Origin of the sequence: Parafrankia sp. EUN1f (assembly GCF_000177675.1) — a bacterium.
Taxonomy (GTDB): Bacteria; Actinomycetota; Actinomycetes; order Frankiales; family Frankiaceae; genus Parafrankia.
Genome location: NZ_ADGX01000177.1, coordinates 1 through 17,029 on the forward strand (window position 1 = coordinate 1; position 17,029 = coordinate 17,029).

Sequence of the window (17,029 nt, forward strand, 5' to 3'; positions counted from 1 at the left end):
GGCCTCGGCCGAGCGGGTGAGGTTCCACCGGGCGGACACGCCGACCGGGGTGACGACCGCATAGCCCGATCTGGTCCCCGCGTCAGCCATCCCGGTGTACTGCTCCAGTTGGTCCACGGACTGGTCGCGGTCGTGCAGGTTGACGACGAGCGGAAGCGCCGTGCCCGCCCTGGCGCCCTGGGCTCGATGAGCCGACAGCAAGCCTGCCGGACGCCGAGTCGCGTGCCCTGATGGTCGCGCTGCGCCAGCGTGCGGCGGCAGGGCAGACCATTGTTCTGGTCAGTCACCGCATGCGCGAGGTGCTCGACGTCGCCGACGACTTCACGGTCTTCCGCGACGGCCGCCTGGCGCGAAGCCTGGTCGCGGCGAGCCCGACTGAGGAGGACCTGGTGACGGCCATGGCCGGCCAGCGGGTCCCGTCCCAGCAGGCACGATCGGCGAACACCGCCTCGGTGGGTTCCGCTTCGGCCACCGCGTCCGCTTCCGCGGCGATACCGGACGAGGCGGGGGATCGGGATCCGGTCCTGGCCATCAGTGACCTGGCCGTTGGCCCGCTTGTCGGGCTGGAACTGGCGGTCGCGCCCGGCGAGGTTGTCGGCATCGCTGGGTTGCTCGGCTCGGGCCGCTCGACCACCCTTGGCGCAGTCTTCGGACTGCGCCAGCCGGTGGCCGGCCGAGTCCGCCTGGCCGGTGAGGACGTCACGGGCCTGCCGACCCGCGCGATGATGAAACGTGGTGTGGCGCTGGTGCCCCAGGACAGGCTGGGGGACGCAGCGCTGACCGGAATGACCGTCCGCGAGAACGCTTCGCTGTCGGTCCTGAGGAACTATTACCGCGGCTGGATGCGGGCCGGTCGGGAACGACGCGACACCCGCGAGCTGGCGTCCGCCTTCCGGGTCCGGACCCCTTCAGTGGAGACACCGCTCGCGGCCCTGTCCGGCGGCAACCAGCAGAAGGTCGTGCTCGCGCGCTGGTTGCGCCGCACACCGTCACTGCTCCTGCTGGATGAGCCGACCCAGGGCGTCGACGTCGTCGCCCGCGCCGACATCTACCGCGCCGTCCGAGACAGCGCGGCTGCCGGCTGCGCCGTTCTCGTCGCCTCATCGGACTTCGACGAGCTCGCGCGGCTGTGTGACCGCGTTGTCGTCCTGCGGGCGGGCCGCGCGGCGGTGACCGTTCCCGCCGAGGAGCTCTCCGCCGACCTCCTGACCGCGCTCACGCAAAAGGAAACGACCTCGTGATGACGAGCAACGACAAGGGCGGCGGCATCACCGTGCCCGCCGACGGCGCCACGGCGGCAGGCCCGAAGCTCGCCGACCGACCGGCCGACGGGTCGCCCGCCGCCGCGGACCCGGCGGTCACGGAGCCGGTTGCCGATTCAGCCGATATGGAATCGGAGGTCACGGAATCGGGGGACGCGCAAGCGCTGGTTGCAGATCCGGCGGTCGTAGCGGCGACGGGCGCGGAGGCGCCGGAGGACGATACGCCGGAGGAGGAGCCGTCGGCTTCGACGTCGGAGCGGTCAGGCCTGGAAGAAACGGACAGGGAAGCGGCGAAGAGCACGGCGGCGACGCCCACGGCGCGGCCGGGCGTCAGCCACGTGATCGTGCTTGCCGCCGAACGGTACGCGCTGGTCGGGCTTCTCGTGGCCGTCGCGCTGTTCTTCTGCTTCCTGCCCGCGAGTTCCGAGACGTTCCCGACGGCGGCGAACCTGCGGATCCTCGCCGCTAACCAGGCGGTGACGCTGCTGCTGGCGCTGGCCGCGCTCATCCCGCTCGTCGCCGGTCATTTCGACTTCTCCGTCGGGGCCAGTGCCGCCACCGCCTCAGTGCTTTGCGCCGGTCTCATGCAGAACAATCACGCGCCGCTGGCGCTCGCCGTCGTCGTGGCGCTCGCGGCCGGTCTCGGAATCGGTCTGGTGAACGGTGTCGCCGTCGCCTGGCTGAAGATGAACGCGTTTGTGTCGACCCTGGCCACCGCCACCGTGCTCGGCGGGTTCATCCAGTGGTACGCGCATGGTCAGTCCATCAGCAACAACATCTCGACAGCTCTCATCGACTTCGGTTCGACGACCTGGCTCGGCATACCCCGGCCGGTCTTTCTCGTCGCGCTCGTCGCGGCCGCGCTGTGGTATGTGCTCGGGCAGACGCCGTACGGGCGTTCGCTGTATGCGATTGGCGAGAATCCGCGGGCTGCGCGCCTGGTGGGTATCAGCACCCGTGGGTATCCGCTGCTGGCGTTCGCCGGCGCAGGCCTGGTCGCCGGCATCGCCGGTGTCGTGCTGACAGCCCGCACCGCCGGAGCAACCGCGGACAACGGCACCACCATGCTGTTCCCCGCGCTGGCCGCGGTGTTCCTCGGGGCGACCGCCATTCGTCCTGGCCGGTTCAACGTGTTCGGCACCGTCTTCGGTGTTGCACTGGTCGCGGTCAGCGTCAGCGGCCTGACACTGGCCGGGACGTCCGACTGGGTCAACCCGGTCTTCAACGGCGGTGCTCTCGCCGTCGCCGTCGGTCTTTCCACCTACCTGCGCCGTCGGTCCGGAAAGGCCGACTGAGCGGCACTGATGACTCCGCGCCGGTCGGCGCGGTGGCGGTGCCCTCCCGCCACCCGGTGACCGCGACGGCCGGCGCGGAGCTCCACCCAGACGGATCCCGGTGCACTGACACCCGCGCCCGCCAGCAAATTCCTGGCGAGGGCGTGTTTTAGCGATGCCATTTTATGGGTGTACACGGATGTGTTTCGACATGTCGCGAATAACGTGTATATTTTGTGATGTCGCGAATTAAATGCGTCCTGCGGGATGTGTTCGGCGGCCCGCCGCCGGCACCGGAGTATCGCGGCGCCTGTCCCCGCCGTCGACATCGCCACCATCCACCCGCAAGAAAGGAAATGCGTTCATGAGCAGAAAACGCGTGGCTCTCGGCTGGGCACTGACAGGGATCACGGGAGCGCTCGTTCTCGCCGTCGGGCCCGTCGTGACGCCCGTGATCGGGGCCTCCGCCGCATCGGCCACGACGACACCGGACTTCGGACCGAATGTAACGATCTTCGATCCGACAACCCCTGTCGACGTCATCAACTCGACATTACAAAGCTATTCCACCGAGGCCGAGTTCAGCGCCAACCGGCGCGCTGTGTTCTTCATGCCTGGTACCTACGGCAGTGCGGCCGGCGCGAACAACCCGTCCACGGCGACCGGAATCGTCAACTCCGAGGTTGGCTACTACACCTCGATCCAGGGGCTCGGCTCGTCACCGAATGACGTCGTCATCAACGGTGCGCTGCACGTCGAGCCGGTACAGGGAAACCCGTACGGAAACCCGACTGACGGCACCCTCTACTCGAACTCACTGACGCAGTTCTGGCGGTCGATGTCGAACCTGAGCATCAACCCGATCCAGCGCCCTGTCGGCGCGGACGCGACTCGTGTGTACCCGGAAGGCATCGAGGATCCGCACACCCTGCGATGGGCGGTCTCCCAGGCCGCGCCGCTGCGCCGGGTCAACGTCCTCGGCAACCTCGACCTCACCGGTCGCTACGGCGCATACGCGTTCGGTACCTACGTCGCGAACAGCAAGGTGAGCGGCCAGGTCGTCTCCGGTGACGGTTTTGTCGAGAAGGCGCAGGCGCACTGGTACACCCGTGACAGCCAGATCGGCTCGTGGGACGGCCGCGCGGTGAACATCGTCTACTCCGGTGTCACGGGCGCGCCCGTGACCGACTTCTCTCCGGGCGACAAGACGAACCTCGCGACGACACCCGTCTCGCGGGACGCTCCGTTCCTGTACGTGAACGGAGGCCAGTTCCGCGTCTTCGTGCCGGCCGCGAAGCAGGACACTGCGGGAGTCAACTGGTCGACGAGCACGGCGAACGGCCGCCAGCTCGCTATCGACACGTTCTACATCGCGAAGCCGTCGGACACCGCGGCGACCATCAACGCGCGGCTGCAGAGCGGCAAGAACCTGATCCTGACACCGGGCGTCTACAACCTCGACGCGCCGCTGCAGGTCACCCGCAAGGACACCGTCGTCATGGGCCTTGGGTACGCGACGCTCGCGCCGATGACGGGCAGGGCGGCGCTCGAGATCGGCAACGTCGACGGCGTGGTCGTGAGCGGGCTCACCGTCGACGCGGGGGCGGTCAACTCCAACGTGCTCGTCCAGGTTGGCAAGCCGGGTAGCAGCGTCGGAGACCCGCGCAATCCGACCACACTGAGCGACGTCTTCGTCCGTGTCGGCGGTCCGCATGCCGGCAAGGCGACGACGAGCGTCGAGGTCAACAACAACTACGTCATCCTGGACCACAGCTGGTTGTGGCGTGCCGATCACGGCACGGGTGTCGGCTGGGCCGCCAATGTCGCGGACCACGGCCTGGTGGTCAACGGCGACGGAGTTACCGCGCTGGGTCTCTTCGTCGAGCATTACCAGAAGAACCAGGTGGTCTGGAACGGTGATCGTGGGACCACGATCTTCTACCAGAGCGAGATGCCCTACGACCCGCCGAGCCAGGCCGCGTACATGAACGGCTCCAAGGAGGGGTACGCGTCATACCTCGTCTCGCCGGGTGTCACCGACCATGATGCGATCGGGCTGGCCGTCTATACGTTCTTCCAGGCTGGTGCGAACGTGCACGTGTCCAGCGCCATCGAGGCGCCGACGTCGCGGCGGGTGGCGTTCGAGTCGATGACGTCGACCGTGATCCTCGGCGATGGCGGTATCCGTCACGTCATCAACAGCACCGGGGCCGCGGTCGACGCCGCGTCCCCCGGCTCTCAGGTTGCCGGCCTGACGGCGATGACGCGGCTGACGGCTTTTCCTACCGCATAGGGACGACGGTGCCGGGAACGGGCCCGGCCGGGGCGCGGCATCCACGATCCCGGCCCCGGTGATCTTTCCCCCGGCCTGACCGTCCCGTCGAGCCTGCCTGGGCGAGCCACGAGAGCACTGCTCGCCCAGGCAGGCATCTTTCGCGTTGGATCAGTACCGGATGGGCAGGCCCGCGTAGTTCTCAGCGAGTCCGGTCGCGCCGGCCGCGCTGCCGGCGACCCACCGCAGCTGGGAGAGCTGCAGCTGTGCGTCGAACGGGTCGGTGCCGATGTGCAGCATGGTGGTCATCCACCAGGAGAAATGGGTGGCGCGCCAGACCCGGCGCAGGGCTGTCTCGGAGTACGCGTCGGCGAGAGTTCCGTTGCCATGGCGGACCAGAGCGACCAGTGCGGGGGCCAGCAGCGCGACATCGGAGACGGCGAGATTGAGCCCCTTCGCTCCGGTCGGGGGGACGATATGTGCGGCGTCCCCGGCCAGGAACAGCCGCCCGAGACGCATCGGTGCCTGCACGCGGGAGCGCATCGGTAGCACGCTCCTGCTGGTGATCGGACCGGGTGTCAGCCTCCAACCTCCCTGACCATGCCCGAGCCGGGTGGCCAGCGCGTCCCAGATCCGGTCGTCGCTCCACTGGTCGACCGACGTCCCACCCGGCACCTGCAGGTAGAGCCGGCTGACGGTGGCCGAGCGCATCGAGTGCATGGCGAAGCCATCGGAATGCCAGGCATAGATGAGCTCGTCGGTCGATGGTGCGACGTCGGCGAGAACCCCCAGCCACGAGTAGGGGTAGGCACGCTCCCAGGTCTGCCTGCCGGCGCTCGGGGCGGCCGTGCGGCTGGGGCCGTGCGAGCCGTCGCAGCCGGCGACGGCGATCGCCTCGACGCGGTGGGCCCGGCCGTCGGAGCCGCGGAAGGTCACCGACGGCGAGGTCGACCCGATGTCATGCAGGGCGACGTCGGACGCCTCATAGTGGATCTGCTGGCCGGTGGCCGCGTGCGCTGCCATGAGATCTTTCTGTACCTCGGTCTGTCCGTAGACCCAGACGCTGCGGCCGACGAGGTCGACGAAGTCGATGTGGTGCCGCTCGTGCGGCCATTGCAGGTAGATACCGCGATGCTCGTCGCCCTCGGCCTGCAGGCGGGTCGCCAGGCCGACCTGGCGCAGCAGATCGACCGTCGAGTGCTCCAGGATGCCGGCGCGGATGCGCGCGGCCACGTACTCGGCGGACCGTGCCTCCACGACGACGGACTCCACACCGTCGGCCGCGAGCAGGTGCGCGAGCAGGAGGCCGGCGGGGCCTGCCCCGATGATGGCGACGTCGGTGCGGATGGTCTGTGCCATGGCCCAATTCCACGGCAGTTGGGGCACCCCCGGTGCCGCGGCTTCCCACTGAGCGGAAACATGGGTAACTGGCCGCCTGACCGCCCGCGGGCCGGCAGGTCATGCCGTGCCCTGCACCCGCCGGCTCAGCGCGGTCGACTGGTGCCCAGCTGCCGGGCGATCCCCTGCGCGGCTACCTCCAGTGCTGCGGTGAGCCGGCCGCGGTCACGCCGGAGGCTGGGCACGACGACACCGATCGCCGCGGCCACCTCGCCCTGAAGGCGGACGGGTACGGCGACCGAGCAGGCGCCGAGCGACATCTCCTCGACCGTGGTGGCCCAGCCCTCGCGGCGGACCCGCTCCAGCTGGTCGAGCAGCAGTCCCGGCTGTGTGATCGTGTACGGGGTGACCCGGGCCAGTGACCCGAGGACCCGCCGGCGGACCTCCTCGGGCGCGTGTGCGAGCAGCACCTTGCCGACGCCGGTCGTGTGCATCGGCAGTGTCGAACCGACGCTGCTGATGACCGGGACCGAGGCGACGCCGGACATCCGCTCGACGTACAGCACCTGGTGACCGTCGCGGACCGCGAGGTGCACCGTGGCACGTGTGGCGGCGAAGATGTCGTGCAGGAACGGTGAGGCGGCCTCGCGCAGCGTCGACTGGATCGGGGCCAGCAGGCCGATGTCCCACAGCCGGCGGCCGATGACGTAGTCGCCGCCGGCGCGGGCCAGCGCGCCATGGCGCACGAGTTCGGCGACGAGTCGGTGCGCGGTGGCAGGTGCCAGACCCGCCCGCCGCGCGATCTCCGACAGCGGTAGGCGCGGGTGGTGCTCGTCGAAGCTGGTGAGGATGGCGATGATCCGCCCGGTGACCGTCGCGCCCGGGGTGCCGGTGTTTCCTGCCATGGACCAATTCTTCCACTGAGCGGAAAGGCTGCGTTCGCCTCGACGGTCACCGGTCCTACGCTGCCGACTCATGAGCAGCTCTCCCGCGCCGGCCCTTGGGCTGGAACCGCAGTCCGCGATCAGTGCTGAGATCGTGGCCATCGAGGCCGACAGCCAGCACGCGGGCGCCGAGGAGAACCAGCCCCGTCTGGACTACCCGCCGTACCGTAGCAGCCGCCTGCGCCATCCTCACCGAGCGCCGCGTACCGTCGATCCCGAAACGATCGAGCTCTGGGCTCCCTGCTTTGGCGCCCGCGACGTCGACCCGCTGGACGCCGACCTCACGATCGGCCACGCAGGCGAGCCGATCGGCGAGCGCATCATCGTGGCGGGCCGGATCACCGACAGTGCTGGCCGGCCGGTCCGCGGGCAGCTCGTGGAGATCTGGCAAGCAAACGCCGCGGGTCGTTACGTGCACCTGCGCGATCAGCACCCGGCGCCGCTCGACCCGAACTTCACCGGTGCGGGACGTTGCCTGACCGACGGCGACGGCCAGTACCGCTTCCAGACGATCAAGCCCGGCCCCTACCCGTGGCGCAATCACCGCAACGCCTGGCGCCCGGCCCACATCCACTTCTCGCTGTTCGGCACCGAGTTCAGTCAGCGGCTGGTCACCCAGATGTACTTCCCGGGGGACCCGCTGTTCCGGTTGGACCCGATCTTCCAGTCCATCACCGACGCCAAGGCCCGGGAACGGCTTGTCGCGGCCTACGACCATGACCTGACCAGCCACGAGTGGGCCACCGGCTACCGCTGGGACATCGTCCTGGGCGGGGGCCGCCGGACGCCCCTGAACACCGAGGAGACCCCATGACGACCCCGACACCGGGGCAGACCGTCGGGCCGTTCTTCCACTACGGCCTCGCCTACGCCGGCGACAACGATCTCGTACCGCCGGGAAGTACCGGAGCCGTCGAGCTGTCAGGACGGGTGCTCGACGGGGCCGGTAACGGGCTGCAGGACGCGCTCGTGGAGATCTGGCAGGCGGGCCCCGACGGCAGGCCTCCTCGCCAGCAGGGCTCTCTGCGCCGCGACGGGTGGACCTTCACCGGCTTCGGCCGGACGGCGACGAGCCGGGACGGCCGGTACGTGTTCAGCACCCTGCTGCCGGGACCGACCAGGCCCGGCAGCGCGTCATTCATCGCGGTCACGGTCTTCGCCCGTGGCCTGCTGGACCGACTCTTCACGCGGGCCTACCTGCCAGATGACGCCGCAGCTTTGGACGGCGATCCACTGCTGTCCACGTTGCCCGCTGAACGGCGCCGGACTCTGATCGCGACGCGAGGCGAACGCGGCTACGTATTCGACATCCGCCTGCAGGGCGCGGACGAGACCGTGTTCCTGGACTTCGCGGCGCGGTGATGGTTCCCGCCTCGCCCCGCCGGGCCGGCGCCGTATGAGTGATCTTTTCTGGCCGGGTGACGAACGTGCGGCCGACCTGTTCACCGACGCGTCCTGGCTGGTCGCGATGACACGAGTGGAGCAGGCCTGGCTCGACGCGCTCGCGCGGGCCGGTGTCGCGCCGGCCACGGCCGATCTGATCGGGCTCGTCGGCCCCGACGACACAGCGCGGGTGGCACGCGCCGCCGAAGGCACAGGCAACCCGGTTCCGGCGCTGGTGGCGTTGTGGCGTACGCGGGCCACGGGGCCCGGGGCCGGCTGGGTGCACCGTGGCCTCACCAGCCAGGACGTCATGGACACCGGTCTGGTGCTGATGCTGCGTGACGTCCTGGTTCGGGTGCGGGTCGAGCTGCGCGCGCAGGTCGGCACGCTCGTCGCCTTGGTGGATGGGCATCAGGACACGCTGATGGCGGCGCGCACGCTGACCCAGCACGCCGTCCCTACGACGTTCGGGGCGAAGGCCGCGGGCTGGCTGACCGGGGTGCTGGACGCCGCCGACACGGTCAGCCGGGCGCGACTGCCGGTCCAGTTCGGCGGTGCGGCCGGGACGCTGTCGGCTGCCGTTGAGCTGGCGCGGCTCCGCGGCCTCGGAGACCCCACCGCGGTGGTGACCGGAATCGTGGCCGATGCCGCGGAGACACTCGGCCTGCGGCCGGCACACCCCTGGCACACCACGCGGTCCGCGATCGTCGCCCTCGCCGACGCGCTCGTGGCGTGCACCGGGGCGTGGGGACGTGTCGCCACCGACGTGGCCACCCTGTCCCGCTCAGAGATCGCGGAGCTGGCCGAGCCGGAGGCACCGGGGCGGGGAGGCTCCTCGACCATGCCGCAGAAGCGGAACCCGGTGCTGTCGCTGCTGATCCGCCGGGCGGCACTGACCGCGCCCGGGCTGGTGGCGACACTGCACACAGCCGCCGCGCTCGCCGGCGACGAACGGCCGGACGGAGCGTGGCACACCGAGTGGGCGACGCTACGGGATCTGGCCCGGCGTACCGTCGTCGCGGCGAGCCAGACCTCCGAGCTGCTCGCGGGCCTGTGGGTCGACACCGCCCGGATGCGCGCCACGGCCGAGGGGGCCTGGGCGGACCTCACCGCGGAGCGGCGCTCGATCGCAGCCTTCGCCACGACCGAACCGTTCCGGGAATCGCACGCCACCCTGGATGCCACCTCGGCCGCGGACACCTACCTGGGTATCACCGACATCCTCGTCGCGGACGTCCTGACACGTGCACGCGACTACCTGGAGGCCAGCCAGTGACCATTCCCCGCCTGCGGACTGTCGAGCTCGCGGGCCGTCCCGGCCTGCCGCTCCTTGTCGTCGGGCCGTCCCTGGGCACGTCCGCGAAGACCCTGTGGTCCGCGGTGGCGAAGCGGCTGGGGGACCGGTTCCACGTTGTCGGCTGGGACCTGCCGGGGCACGGCGGCTGCCCCGTCGGCGAGCCGTTCAGCATCGCCGACCTCGCCTCGGGGGCTCTGGAGTGCGCGGCCGAGGTCGCTGCCGTCCGGGGGGATGACGAGCTGAGCTTCCGCTACGCCGGCAGTTCGCTGGGCGGCGCCGTCGGCCTGCAGCTGCTGCTGGACGCCCCGACCGCCGTCGACCGGGCGGTGCTGGTCTGCACGGGAGCGAGGATCGGCGAGCCTGCGTCCTGGCGGGAGCGGGCCGCCGCCGTCCGTGGCGGGGGGATGGAGGCGGTGGTCACCGCCTCCGCGCAGCGCTGGTTCGCCCCCGGATTCGTCGAGCGTGAGCCGGCGACCGCCAGCACGCTGCTGGACGCCCTGCGGCACACCGACTCCGAGGGCTACGCGCAGGCATGCGAGGCCCTCGCCGGGTTCGACGTCCGGGAACGCCTGGCCGGCATCGGTGCGCCGCTACTGGCGATCGCCGGGGCCGCGGACGCCGCCACCCCGCCTGAGAGCCTGCGGCAGATCGCTTCCCAAGTGCCCGGCGGGCGCCTGGAGGTTCTCGGCGACGTGGCGCACCAGGCGCCCGCGGAGGCTCCGGCGCGGGTCGCCGACCTGATGCGGGACTTCCTCGCCGCGCCCGCGCCCGCCACGGTGCGGGAGATCTACGACGCCGGCATGGTGGTGCGCCGCGAGGTGCTCGGCGACACCCATGTCGACCGTGCGACGGCAGCCATCACCGACTTCACCGCCGAGTTCCAGGAGCTCATCACCACCTACGCGTGGGGCACGATCTGGACCCGCCCCGGGCTCGACCGCCGCAGCCGTTCAATGATCACGCTCACCGCGCTCATCGCCCGTGGCCATCACGAGGAGCTCGCGATGCATGTCCGCGCGGCACTGCGTAACGGCCTCACCACCGAAGAGATCAAGGAGGTCATCCTGCAGAGCGCGATCTACTGCGGAGTACCCGACGCCAACACGGCCTTCCGTGTCGCCGCGGGCATCATCGCCGAGGACACGACGCGATGACCTTCGTGTACGCGGCCGTCCGCACGCCCTTCGCCCGCTTCAACGGGGCGTTCGCGGCGGTGCGTCCGGACGATCTGGCCGCCGGGGTGATCCGGGCGATACTGGCGAAGGCCCCGAGGCTGGATCCGGGCGTGATCGACGAGGTCGTGTGGGGCAACGCGAATGGCGCCGGCGAGGAGAACCGCAACGTCGGCCGAATGGCAGCCCTGCTCGCCGGGCTGCCGGTCGGTGTGCCGGGCACCACTGTCAACCGGCTCTGCGGCTCGTCGCTCGACGCGGCGATGATGGGATCGCGCCTGATCGACACCGGTGACGCGGACATCGTTCTCGCCGGGGGCGTCGAGTCGATGACCCGTGCTCCATGGGTCCTGCCCAAGCCACAGCGTGCCTTCCCTGCCGCCGACGTCACCGCGGTCTCCACGACGCTGGGCTGGCGCCTGGTGAACACGCGGATGCCAAAGGAGTGGACGGTCTCCTTGGGGGAGGCGAACGAGCAGCTCGGCGAGCGGTTCGGCGTCGGCAGGGAGCGCCAGGACGAGTTCGCCCTGCGGTCGCACCGGCTCGCGGCCGCCGCCTGGGACGCCGGCTTCTACGACGACCTGGTCGCTCCCGTCGAGGGCGTGCCCCTGACCCGCGACGAGGGCATCCGGGCGGACTCGACACTGCAGAAGCTCGCAGGACTGGGTCCGTCATTCCGTCCCGACGGGACGATCACGGCCGGCAACGCCTCACCGCTGAGCGACGGCGCGTCGGCGGTTCTGCTCGGGTCCGAGGAAGCCGCGGCCACGATCGGACTCGAACCGCTCGCCCGGATCGCGGGCCGCGGCACGTATGCGCTGGAACCCCAGTCGTTCGGCTACGCGCCTGTGGAGGCGGCGGCCATCGCACTGCGGCGGGCCGGCATCGGCTGGGACCAGGTGGGCGCGGTCGAGCTCAACGAGGCGTTCGCGGTGCAGTCGTTGATCTGCGTCGATGCCTGGGGGATCGACCCGGGGATCGTCAATGCCCGCGGCGGCGCGATCGCGATCGGCCACCCGCTGGGGGCCTCCGGTGGGCGGGTGCTGGCCACCCTGGCCAAGGTGCTGCGCGAGCGCCGGGAACGGTGGGGCGTCGCCGCGATCTGTATCGGGGTCGGTCAGGGACTCGCGGTTGTCCTGGAGAACACCACGACGGCCTAAGGCCGGGTACCGCTGGCCTGTCCCCGGGTTTCCGGGGGACAGGCGGAAACCCGGGACAGGTGTAGTGCGGGCGGATACGGCGCCCGGGCTTCAGTGGCCGCGGGCGATCCATTCCTCCAGGTGCGGCGCCTCGGAGCTGACCGTGGTGAAGTCACCGTGGCCGGGCCAGACCTGGGTGTCTCCGGGCAGGGTCAGCAGCGTGTCGCGGATCGACTCGATGATGGTCTCGAAGCTCGAGAACGACCGCCCGGTCGCGCCGGGGCCGCCCTGGAACAGGGTGTCCCCGCTGAACAGCACATTCAGCTCGGGCGCATGGAACGAGGTCGAACCGGGGGAGTGCCCCGGGGTGACGAGTGCCCTCAGGTCGAGGCCACCGGCATGCAGGACCTGACCGTGGGTGATCCAACCGTCTGGTTGGCGCTCCGGGTGGGCCATCCTCCACAACGGCATCTCGTCCGGGTTGAGCAGGATTGGTGCCCCGAACCGGTCGGCCAGCGCCGGAGCCTGGTTGACGTGGTCGTCGTGGGCGTGGGTACAGACGAAGGCCACGACCCGGCGGTTACCGATGGCGGTGCTGATCGCCTCCAGGTCATGGGCGGGGTCGATGACCAGCACCTCGTGGGAGTCACCGATCAGCCAAACGTTGTTGTCGACCTCCCATGTGCCGCCGTCCAGTGAGAACGTGCCCGAGGTGACGAGCCGGTCGACCGGCTCGCCCGGGCCCCGCGCAGCGGTCACAGGACCACCACGGAACGCAGGACCTCTCCGCGGTGCATCTTTTCGAAGGCGGCCTCGACGTCCTCGATGCCGATCTCCTCGGAGACGAACTTCTCCAGCGGCAGACGACCCTGCAGGTACAGGTCGATGAGCATCGGGAAGTCACGGGACGGCAGGCAGTCGCCGTACCAGGACGACTTGAGTGCCCCGCCGCGGCCGAAGTAGTCGAGCAGCGGAAGCTCGGGTGCCTTCATGTCCGGCGTGGGCACGCCCACCAGGACGACCGTGCCGGCCAGGTCGCGTGCGTAGAAGGCCTGTTTCCAGGTCTCGGGCCGCCCGACGGCGTCGATGACGACGTCCGCGCCCACACCGTCGGTGTACCCCTGGATCGCAGCCACCGGGTCCGTGTCGGAGGCGTTCACGAGGTGGGTGGCGCCGAACTCGAGGGCCAGGTCGAGCTTGCGGGGGTCGCGGTCTACCGCGATGATCCTCGCCGCGCCGGCGAGCCGTGCTCCGGCGATCGCCGCGTCGCCGACGCCTCCACAGCCGATGACTGCGACCGAGTCGCCTCGGCCGACGCCGCCGGTGTTGACCGCGGCGCCGATCCCGGCCATGACCCCGCAGCCGAGGAGGCCAGCGACCTGGGGCTTCGCGGCCGGGCTGACCTTGGTGCACTGGCCTGCGGCCACCAGTGTCTTCTCCGCGAAGGCGCCGATGCCCAGTGCGGGGGAGAGTTCCCGACCAGAAGTCAGGGTCATCTTCTGCGTGGCGTTGTGGGTGTTGAAGCAGTACTGCGGCCTGCCCTTGGCGCACGCCCGGCAGCGGCCGCACACCGCCCGCCAGTTCAGGATCACGAAGTCACCCGGCGCGACCTCGGTGACGCCCACACCGACCGACTCGACAATCCCGGCGGCCTCGTGGCCGAGCAGGAACGGGAACTCGTCGTTGATCCCGCCTTCCCGGTAGTGCAGGTCGGTGTGGCAGACCCCGCAGGCCTGAACCCGAACCACCGCCTCACCCGGGCCTGGGTCCGGAACCAGAATCGTCTCCACTGCGACGGGCTTACCCTGCGCGTGCGCCACCACGGCGCGGACTTCCTGCGGCATGCGTGTCTCTTCTCGTCGTGTGATTCGTCGTCAGATTCGTGGCGCGAGGCGGGTGGGCCGTCGATCACGCGGCGCAGCCGAGGCCCCTCCGGAGGCTCGACGGCGCTCCGCAGAGGGTTCGCTTGGTGAACTAAAGTTCGATTAGCAAGTTTCAGTGCCGGAACGGCCTGCCGTCAACACCGCCGGCGTGTCTGGCCTCTCCCGGCCGCTGATCGGCAGCCGGATGGCAGCGAGTTCTTCCGATATCCGGAAGAGCCCCAGCGCAGTGGGTATGACGAACGGCACGCTGACGCCACTGCTGCGGCCACATCAGAAGGTGTGAAGGCAGAGAACCTCCCTGTCGATTGACATGGAGGCCTCACTGAACCAAGTGGCGCACCGGCCGTCGAAGCCGCCATCCGTCCAGCCTCCGGAGGGCCGTCCGTGGATCACACCCAAGCCGAAGCCGACCTGACGCTGAAGGTGAGCAGGCGGGTCAGCGCCGCGGATCGCGTGGCCGTGATCGAACTTCGTGATCCATTTGGTGGCGACCTGCCCGCCTGGACGCCCGGTGCCCACATCGACCTCGTCCTCGGGCCCAGGCTCGTGCGGCAGTACTCGCTGTGCGGTGACCCGTCCAACCGATCGGTCTGGCGGATCGCGGTGCTGCGCGAACCCGACAGCCGCGGCGGCTCCGAGCAGCTGCACACGGCGGCTTACGAGAACGACCTGATCAGCGTCCGCGGCCCCCGTAACCACTTCCTCCTCGACTCGGCACCGCGCTACCTGTTCATTGCTGGCGGGATCGGTATCACCCCGATCATTCCCATGATTACCACCGTCGCGGCGGCCGGAGCCGAATGGGAGCTGCATTACTGCGGGCGCAGCCTCGCCTCGATGGCATTCCACGAGGAGCTGAAATCCATCTCCCCGGACCGGGTGGAGTTGTACTCGCGGGACCAGCCGGCCTCCATCGACCTCGACGGCCTGCTCGCGAACCCGCGGCCGGACACACTGGTGTACTGCTGCGGGCCCGAGTCCCTGCTGCGAGCGGTTGAACAGCGCTGTGCCGGGTGGCCGGAAGGGGCTCTGCGCACCGAGCGCTTCGCACCAAAGGAGCAGGGCGAGCCGGTTCGGCAGGGCGCGTTCGAGGTCGAGCTGGCCCAGAGCGGTGTGACGCTGACCGTTCCCGAGGGAACCTCCATACTCGACGCGCTCGAGGCCGCCGGTGTCCAGGTCCTGTCGTCCTGCCAGGAAGGCACCTGCGGGACCTGCGAGACGGCGGTCCTGTCCGGTGAGGCCGACCATCGCGACAGCTTGCTCACCGACGCGGAGCGGGCCGCGAACAACACGATGCTCATCTGCGTCTCCCGGGCAGCCGGCCCGCGGCTGGTCCTCGATCTCTGACCCGAACTCTGCACACCGGAGCCTTCTGTGACATCGCAAGCGGCACCCGTGGTGACGACCCCATCGTTGCCTGACGACCCGTTCAGCACCGAGATCCTGACTGACCCGTACGAGTTCCACCAGCGGTTGCGTGAGGCGGGGCCGGTGGTGCGGTTAGCGCACTACGACCTTTATGCGATGGGACGGTTCGACGAGGTCCACGCGTCGCTTCGGGACTGGGAGACCTTCATCTCCGGCCGCGGCGCCGGGTTGGCCGACTTCGCCCGGGAGACCCCCTGGCGGCCCCCGAGTCTTCTGCTCGAAGCCGATCCGCCGAACCACACGGTCACCCGGAACGTCATGAACGGAATCGTCAGCCCGCGCGCGGTGCGTGCGTTGCGGGAGGGCTTCTCCGTCCTCGCGGAGGAGATCGCCGAGCGCATGGTGGAACGCGGCGAGTTCGACGCCGTCGCCGACCTGGCCGAGGTCTACCCGCTGCAGGTCTTCCCCGATGCCGTCGGCCTCCCCGCGACGGGGCGGGAGAACCTGCTTCCCTACGGGGCGCTCGCCTTCAACGCGTTCGGGCCGGACAACGAGCTGCGCCGCGCCGCGCTCGCGGGCGCGGCGGCGGTGCAGGAATGGATCGCCGCGAGCTGCCAGCGCGAGGCGCTGGCCCCAGGCGGGTTCGGTGCGCAGATCTGGGCTGCAGCCGACCGCGGGGATCTCCTCCCGGAGCAGGCTCCGTTGCTCGTGCGTTCGCTGCTCAGCGCCGGCGTCGACACCACCGTCTACGGCATCGCGAACACGCTGTACTCGCTGGCGTCCAATCCGGACCAGTGGGACGTGCTGCACGCGGACCCGAAGCTGGCCCGGTTCGCCTTCGACGAGGCGCTGCGCTGGGAGTCCCCTGTGCAGACCTTCTTCCGCACAACCTCCCGCGAGGTGGACGTCGCGGGAACGGTGATCCCCGAGGGCTCGAAGGTCCTGTTGTTCCTCGGCTCGGCGAACCGTGACCCTCGGCACTGGGGCGAGGACGCCAACCGACTCGACATCCGCCGCAAGGCCTCGGGACATGTCGCGTTCGGCATGGGGGTACACCAGTGTGTGGGCCAGCCGCTGGCCCGCCTCGAGGTCGAGCTGGTGCTGACCGCGCTCGCGCGCAGGGCCCGCCGGATCGAGCTCACCGGTACGCCCGTGCCGAAGCTGAACAACACGTTGAAGGGCTGGAGCAGTGTTCCCGTCCGCGTCGAAGCCGCGTAGTCGCCTGCTATGGGCGCGGTGAGTGCTTCGACCATGACCGACAGGACGCGGCGTCGCGGGGGAGGCGAGAACCTGGGACTGCAGGGGCGCAACGAAACCGGCCCCGTAGTCAGGCGCGCCGTGCAGGTGCTGAGCGCCTTCACCCCGCAGCGGCCGGCGCTGACGCTGAGCCAGCTGTCCCGGCGTACCGGCATACCGCTGACGACCACCCACCGGCTGGTCGGAGAGCTCGTCGAGTGCGGACTGCTGGAGCGCGACCAGGACGGAACCTTCCACGTCGGTCTGCGGCTCTGGGAGATCGGTTCGCTCGCCCCGCGCGGGCTCGCGCTGCGTGAGATCGCCCTGCCGTTCATGGAGGACCTCTTCGCAGTGATCCCGGAGAACGTGCAGCTCGTCGTGCGGGACGGGCTGGAGGCAGTGTGGGTCGAACGCCTGGCGGGTCGCGGCTCGGTGCCCGTGATCACCAGGGTTGGTGGTCG

General features: G+C 70.1%; 15 protein-coding genes and 1 pseudogene. 11 read left to right on the forward strand and 5 right to left on the reverse strand.

Translation table 11 applies throughout. The features are described from left to right. Positions 1-201 (reverse strand): annotated as a pseudogene (locus FREUN1FDRAFT_RS47060) (hypothetical protein); the annotation flags it as partial. A 29-nt stretch (positions 202-230) separates the two neighbouring features. Between FREUN1FDRAFT_RS47060 and FREUN1FDRAFT_RS32970 the strand changes: the two are divergent. The 3 genes from FREUN1FDRAFT_RS32970 to FREUN1FDRAFT_RS32980 all read left to right on the forward strand — a co-directional run bounded on the left by FREUN1FDRAFT_RS32970 (position 231) and on the right by FREUN1FDRAFT_RS32980 (position 4,829). After that, positions 231-1,241 (forward strand): ATP-binding cassette domain-containing protein, encoded by a 1,011-nt coding sequence (locus FREUN1FDRAFT_RS32970; RefSeq protein WP_006544684.1) that lies wholly within the window; start codon positions 231-233, stop codon positions 1,239-1,241. After that, positions 1,241-2,557, forward strand: a complete 1,317-nt coding sequence (locus FREUN1FDRAFT_RS32975) for an ABC transporter permease (RefSeq protein WP_157475697.1) — start codon at positions 1,241-1,243, stop codon at positions 2,555-2,557. Before FREUN1FDRAFT_RS32970 ends, FREUN1FDRAFT_RS32975 begins: the two co-directional genes overlap by 1 nt. Before the next feature lie 343 nt (positions 2,558-2,900). Next, positions 2,901-4,829: a hypothetical protein gene (locus tag FREUN1FDRAFT_RS32980; protein ID WP_006544686.1), complete on the forward strand. Its 1,929-nt coding sequence runs from the start codon at positions 2,901-2,903 to the stop codon at positions 4,827-4,829. Positions 4,830-4,979: 150 nt separating this feature from the next. On the opposite strand, the gene FREUN1FDRAFT_RS32985 is transcribed toward FREUN1FDRAFT_RS32980, so the two are convergent. Beyond that, positions 4,980-6,155 carry a 4-hydroxybenzoate 3-monooxygenase gene (locus FREUN1FDRAFT_RS32985; RefSeq protein ID WP_035955906.1) on the reverse strand — a complete coding sequence of 392 codons (1,176 nt, stop codon included), beginning with the start codon at positions 6,153-6,155 and terminating at the stop codon, positions 4,980-4,982. Positions 6,156-6,292: 137 nt separating this feature from the next. Further along, positions 6,293-7,051 carry an IclR family transcriptional regulator gene (locus FREUN1FDRAFT_RS32990; RefSeq protein WP_006544688.1) on the reverse strand — a complete coding sequence of 253 codons (759 nt, stop codon included), beginning with the start codon at positions 7,049-7,051 and terminating at the stop codon, positions 6,293-6,295. A 70-nt stretch (positions 7,052-7,121) separates the two neighbouring features. Here FREUN1FDRAFT_RS32990 and pcaH point away from each other — a divergent pair, with 70 nt between their 5' ends. From pcaH to FREUN1FDRAFT_RS33015, 5 genes are read left to right on the forward strand one after another with little or no spacing between them, the layout of a single operon-like run. Beyond that, positions 7,122-7,904 carry a protocatechuate 3,4-dioxygenase subunit beta gene (gene pcaH / locus FREUN1FDRAFT_RS32995; protein WP_006544689.1) on the forward strand — a complete coding sequence of 261 codons (783 nt, stop codon included), beginning with the start codon at positions 7,122-7,124 and terminating at the stop codon, positions 7,902-7,904. Then, complete coding sequence (gene pcaG, locus FREUN1FDRAFT_RS33000) at positions 7,901-8,452, forward strand: protocatechuate 3,4-dioxygenase subunit alpha (protein ID WP_006544690.1); 552 nt, start codon at positions 7,901-7,903, stop codon at positions 8,450-8,452. Before pcaH ends, pcaG begins: the two co-directional genes overlap by 4 nt. A 34-nt stretch (positions 8,453-8,486) precedes the next feature. Further along, positions 8,487-9,749: a lyase family protein gene (locus FREUN1FDRAFT_RS33005; RefSeq protein WP_006544691.1), complete on the forward strand. Its 1,263-nt coding sequence runs from the start codon at positions 8,487-8,489 to the stop codon at positions 9,747-9,749. Further along, a complete protein-coding gene (pcaC, locus tag FREUN1FDRAFT_RS33010) occupies positions 9,746-10,924 on the forward strand; it encodes a 4-carboxymuconolactone decarboxylase (protein ID WP_006544692.1) in 1,179 nt (392 codons plus the stop codon). The genes FREUN1FDRAFT_RS33005 and pcaC overlap by 4 nt, the downstream gene beginning before the upstream one ends. Continuing rightward, a complete protein-coding gene (locus FREUN1FDRAFT_RS33015; protein WP_006544693.1) occupies positions 10,921-12,102 on the forward strand; it encodes a thiolase family protein in 1,182 nt (393 codons plus the stop codon). Before pcaC ends, FREUN1FDRAFT_RS33015 begins: the two co-directional genes overlap by 4 nt. 90 nt (positions 12,103-12,192) lie before the next feature. Here FREUN1FDRAFT_RS33015 and FREUN1FDRAFT_RS33020 read toward each other — a convergent pair whose 3' ends face one another. Together FREUN1FDRAFT_RS33020 and FREUN1FDRAFT_RS33025 are read right to left on the reverse strand one after the other, a co-directional pair. Further along, a complete protein-coding gene (locus FREUN1FDRAFT_RS33020) occupies positions 12,193-12,840 on the reverse strand; it encodes an MBL fold metallo-hydrolase (RefSeq protein WP_006544694.1) in 648 nt (215 codons plus the stop codon). Then, a complete protein-coding gene (locus FREUN1FDRAFT_RS33025) occupies positions 12,837-13,925 on the reverse strand; it encodes an S-(hydroxymethyl)mycothiol dehydrogenase (RefSeq protein WP_006544695.1) in 1,089 nt (362 codons plus the stop codon). Before FREUN1FDRAFT_RS33025 ends, FREUN1FDRAFT_RS33020 begins: the two co-directional genes overlap by 4 nt. A gap of 423 nt (positions 13,926-14,348) precedes the next feature. Between FREUN1FDRAFT_RS33025 and FREUN1FDRAFT_RS33030 the strand changes: the two genes are divergently transcribed. The 3 genes from FREUN1FDRAFT_RS33030 to FREUN1FDRAFT_RS33040 all read left to right on the forward strand — a co-directional run. Beyond that, positions 14,349-15,311: a PDR/VanB family oxidoreductase gene (locus FREUN1FDRAFT_RS33030; protein WP_006544696.1), complete on the forward strand. Its 963-nt coding sequence runs from the start codon at positions 14,349-14,351 to the stop codon at positions 15,309-15,311. A 27-nt stretch (positions 15,312-15,338) separates the two neighbouring features. Then, complete coding sequence (locus FREUN1FDRAFT_RS33035; protein WP_006544697.1) at positions 15,339-16,550, forward strand: cytochrome P450; 1,212 nt, start codon at positions 15,339-15,341, stop codon at positions 16,548-16,550. 33 nt (positions 16,551-16,583) lie between these two features. After that, positions 16,584-17,029: IclR family transcriptional regulator (locus FREUN1FDRAFT_RS33040; protein ID WP_006544698.1), on the forward strand; the 446-nt coding region annotated here is incomplete at its 3' end.

Bases quoted from the DNA above. Each gene is read 5' to 3' on its own strand.
- FREUN1FDRAFT_RS32970 (WP_006544684.1), top strand. From the start codon at position 231: ATGGTCGCGCTGCGCCAGCGTGCGGCGGCAGGGCAGACCATTGTTCTG.
- FREUN1FDRAFT_RS33005 (WP_006544691.1), top strand. From the start codon at position 8,487: ATGAGTGATCTTTTCTGGCCGGGTGACGAACGTGCGGCCGACCTGTTC.
- pcaH (WP_006544689.1), top strand. From the start codon at position 7,122: ATGAGCAGCTCTCCCGCGCCGGCCCTTGGGCTGGAACCGCAGTCCGCG.
- FREUN1FDRAFT_RS32975 (WP_157475697.1), top strand. From the start codon at position 1,241: ATGACGAGCAACGACAAGGGCGGCGGCATCACCGTGCCCGCCGACGGC.
- FREUN1FDRAFT_RS32980 (WP_006544686.1), top strand. From the start codon at position 2,901: ATGAGCAGAAAACGCGTGGCTCTCGGCTGGGCACTGACAGGGATCACG.
- pcaG (WP_006544690.1), top strand. From the start codon at position 7,901: ATGACGACCCCGACACCGGGGCAGACCGTCGGGCCGTTCTTCCACTAC.
- FREUN1FDRAFT_RS33015 (WP_006544693.1), top strand. From the start codon at position 10,921: ATGACCTTCGTGTACGCGGCCGTCCGCACGCCCTTCGCCCGCTTCAAC.
- FREUN1FDRAFT_RS32990 (WP_006544688.1), bottom strand. From the start codon at position 7,051: ATGGCAGGAAACACCGGCACCCCGGGCGCGACGGTCACCGGGCGGATC.
- FREUN1FDRAFT_RS33025 (WP_006544695.1), bottom strand. From the start codon at position 13,925: ATGCCGCAGGAAGTCCGCGCCGTGGTGGCGCACGCGCAGGGTAAGCCC.